Here is a 4,028-nt window from a genome sequence, read left to right on the forward strand (position 1 = left end):
TGGCTCTTTATGAAAGTCTAGCTAAGGCACCATCAGGTGTCCAAGAAGCTATGAAGTCTAGGAATTTCACTCCGAAAGGAGCGATTCAAGTATTCGAGGCGGAGAATCCAGAGGAGTTCTACAAGACTTACGTGCAAGCTGGAGAAGTTCTGACCATTACCAATCCAATGACTGTTAAGAAAGAATTAGGCAAAACAGGTGGTAAGTATGAGAATACAGCCTATCAGCTTGATTTTGGTTCGGCTTATGTAACTGAAACTGTAGTCAATAATGTTCCTACTGCGAAACCAACCAAGAAGAATCTGAATAAAGCAGGCGTGAATATCGATGGGAAACAGGTCTTGGCAGGCTCTGTCAACTACTACACGGTAACGGCAGATTATAGTCAATACAAGGGTATTGAAGCAGATAAAGACAGTATTGGCAAAGGGTTCTATATCGTTGATGATTACCCAGAAGAAGCTGTTACCATCAATCAAGATGGTGTTCAAGTGACTGATTCTAAAGGTCAAGTAGTTAAAGGTTTGAAAATGGCTCTTTATGAAAGTCTGGATAAGGCACCAACAGGTGTCCAAGAAGCTATGAAGTCTAGGAATTTCACTCCGAAAGGAGCGATTCAAGTATTCGAGGCGGAGAATCCAGAGGAGTTCTACAAGACCTACGTGCAAGCTGGAGAAGTTCTGACCATTACCAATCCAATGACTGTTAAGAAAGAATTAGGTCAAACAGGTGGTAAGTATGAGAATACGGCTTACCAAATTGATTTTGGTATGGCTTATGTAACTGAAACTGTAGTCAATAATGTTCCGAAGATTGAACCAAAGAAAGATGTGGTGATTGACCATCTAAGTAAAGAAAGTTTAGATGGCAAAGATGTCAAGCTGAATCAAACATTTAATTATAAATTAGTTGGTTTCCTGATACCAAAGGATCGCTCGGAGCAGTTGTTTGAGTACCAGTTTAGCGATGATTATGATGAAACACATGATGAGTATCAAGGTGTTTATCAAGTGTTTGCGACTGTAGATTTTGAAACAAGTGATGGCCAAAAATTTAAAGCTGGTGATGAATTAACTAAGTTCACAAGTCAAGTAGTAGACAAGGCTAAAGGTAAAGTAGATATTAGCTTTGATGATGCTTTCTTGAAGTCGATTTTGGGAACATTAGAGTTTCAAGCAGAAGTATATCTACAAATGACACGTATTCAGTCAGGAACAGTAGAAAATACATATCGTCATACGGTTAATGGTGTGGAAGTTGTATCTAATACGGTTGTGACTCATACTCCAGAAGAAGTAAAACCAGAACAACCAAAGAAAGAAGAACCAAAAGAAGAAGTTTCAAAAGCGGAATTGCCTAATACTGGTATGAGTAGTTCCAACAATTTAGCTCTTCTTGGAATGGCTATGGGAACAATCGCTTTAGCTTTATCTATGCGAAAGAAAAAAGAATAGGTTAAAAATTTATGAAAAAATGGAAACAGCGTTGTAGTGTAATCTTAGGACTAGCAGTTCTAGGATTTGCGAATTTAGTTGAAGTTGTTACACCGTTTGTAGAACCTACAAGTGTTTATGCACAGGAGAATAGTAACGTAAATGGTAATACCCTAACTTTTACGGCTAAGTCTAGAGAAGAAATCATTCATACAACAGAGAAGAAAATAAAGCCTATGGATTTATTGGTGGTGTTAGATTTTTCAAGTTCTAATACAAATAATATCACTAAAATATTTTCAGATTTGAAATCGTTGGCCTCTACATTGACTGACAAAGATCAAATCTGGTTGTTTAGTTATTATATAAATTCATCAAACTCTTATACAGCTGACAGATATGAAATTACATCTGGTAAGCCGCTGAGTAAGACAGTTCTGATTCGTTTATTAGAAGAAGCATCTTCCATATCTTCGTTGAAAGATTTGTTAAAAAAGAATGGCTTTAATGTAAATGATGATAGTTTTGGAAAAGGTTTTTCGGAAATATATAATGAGTATACTGGAAAAAAGAACTCTTATGTTTCGACAATTCAGTTTACTGATGAATGGCAAGATGATGAAGAAATAGATGTTCAATATGCGAACTGGGCAAAAAATCATGCTAAAACATTTTATACAGTTACCTATAATGCCAATGAGGGTAGCCACTCTGTTGAAGCTATGAAGGCGGCAGGTCATAATAATATTTTTATATCTGATGCATCTACGAATGAATTAGAAAGACAAAAAGCCATTAATGCTCAGTTTGCTAAAACAGCTGTTGAGGAAATCAAAGAAGAGAAAGTTTCTGTGAAACAAAAAGGAACAGTCTCTATTAGCCCTGAAGCAGATTTGACATTAACATCAGCAGAGCTAGTTTCTCCTAATGGTCAAAAAACTCTTCTAACTATCACCAATAATACCGTTTCTTGGTCAGGTGATTTGGATAATGGTTCCTATACTGTTAATTATACCTTTACTGGTACACCGTCTGTGGAACGTAGTATTCGCAGTTCTGTAACAGTAGATGGTAAAAAAGTCGATGAAAAAATCAATACTCTCAGACCTGAAAAAATTGCTTTTGAAACCAAATATGAAGAGGATCCATCGCTGGCTGCTGGTCAAGAGAAAGAAAAGCAAGCTGGTAGTGAAGGTTCACAATTGGTTTCTTTAAAAGATGGTAAGGTTATTTCAACTACTATTACAAAACCTAAAGTTGATCGCATTGTTCTTAGAGGAACTAAAGGATCAGACGTTGAGGTGAAAACAGAAGACATCCCTTTTAACACAACTTATACAGAGGATCCTGAGTTAGAAATTGGACAGACCAAAGTTGTAACTGAAGGTGCTGTAGGTCAAAAAGAAATAACAAAGACTTATGTTACTCAATCAGGCAAACGTGTAGGGGAGCCAGCTGTCACAGAGAAAATCCTTAAAAAAGCCGTTGATAAAGTAATTGCAAAAGGTACAAAGGGGCAAGATGTAGATGTTGCAGAGTCTGATATAGCTTTTAAGACGGTTTATACAGAGGATCCTGAGTTAGAGTTTGGACAAGAAAAAATTGTAACTGAAGGTGTTCTAGGAGTTAAAAGAACTACTAAAACCTATGTAACTCAAAAAGGAGTTCGAACGAAAGATGAACCATCTATAAAAGAAGAAGTTCTTAAAGAAGCTGTTGATAAAGTAGTGGCTAGAGGAAGCAAATCAGCTGTTGCGACTAAGGAACTAGATTACAAAACAACATATGTTGAGGATAAAGACTCAGAAGCAGGCAAAAAGACAGTTGTTACAAAAGGTAGCAAAGGTCATGAAACAAGCACTGTTACTCATAGCTTTAATTCTGAAACAGGAGAAGTGACTGCAAATGAACCGAAGGTTGAAAAAACTGAATCTGTAGACGAAGTCATTTCTGTGGGGACAAAGCCTGTTGTCACAACTAAAGATTTAGATTACAAAACAAAATATGTTGAAGACAAAGAGTCAGAGCCAGGTAAGAAGACAGTTGTTACAAAAGGTAGCAAAGGTCATGAAACAACCACGATTACCTATAGTTTTAATTCTGAAACAGGAGAAGTGACCGCAAATGAACCAAAGGTTGAAAAAACTGAATCTGTAGACGAAGTTATTTCAGTAGGGACTAAGCCCAAAGTTGAAATTAGGGAAACAGAATTTAAAACTGAAAAACGAGAAAATAAAGATTTAAAGAAAGGTGAAGAAAAAATTATTCAAGCTGGTGTTAAAGGTAGAGAAACAATTACGACAACTTATTATCTTGACCCAGATACAGGAGAGGTAAAAGAAAACAAACCGAGTCTTGAAAAAGTAGATCCTGTAAATGAAATTATTGAAGTAGGTACCCAAGCTGAAAAAGTATTACCTAATACGGGAACTAGTTTATCCAATTTCTTGACTTTGACAGGAATGATTGGAATAGTATTAGGAATCTCTGTAATAATCTATAGGAAATTAAATAAAAAGTAGTAAAATATAATGTAAAAACAATATAAAAATATTGTTAAGGTTGTCGATTTATGCTATAATCCCGACTTTATCA

Annotated in this window: 2 protein-coding genes; both read left to right on the plus strand. The window is 35.9% G+C overall.

The features are described from left to right. Window positions 1-1,454 (plus strand): SspB-related isopeptide-forming adhesin (locus HT719_RS11010; protein WP_172929222.1); only part of this gene is annotated, 1,454 nt, incomplete at its 5' end. Window positions 1,455-1,465: 11 nt separating this feature from the next. Next, window positions 1,466-3,955: a G5 domain-containing protein gene (locus HT719_RS11015; protein WP_172929223.1), complete on the plus strand. Its 2,490-nt coding sequence runs from the start codon at window positions 1,466-1,468 to the stop codon at window positions 3,953-3,955. The last annotated feature ends 73 nt before the right edge of the window (window positions 3,956-4,028 follow it).

This window comes from Streptococcus sp. k-378 (assembly GCF_013277505.1).
Classification (GTDB): Bacteria; Bacillota; Bacilli; order Lactobacillales; family Streptococcaceae; genus Streptococcus; species Streptococcus pseudopneumoniae.

Bases quoted from the DNA above. Each gene is read 5' to 3' on its own strand.
- HT719_RS11015 (WP_172929223.1), top strand. From the start codon at position 1,466: ATGAAAAAATGGAAACAGCGTTGTAGTGTAATCTTAGGACTAGCAGTT.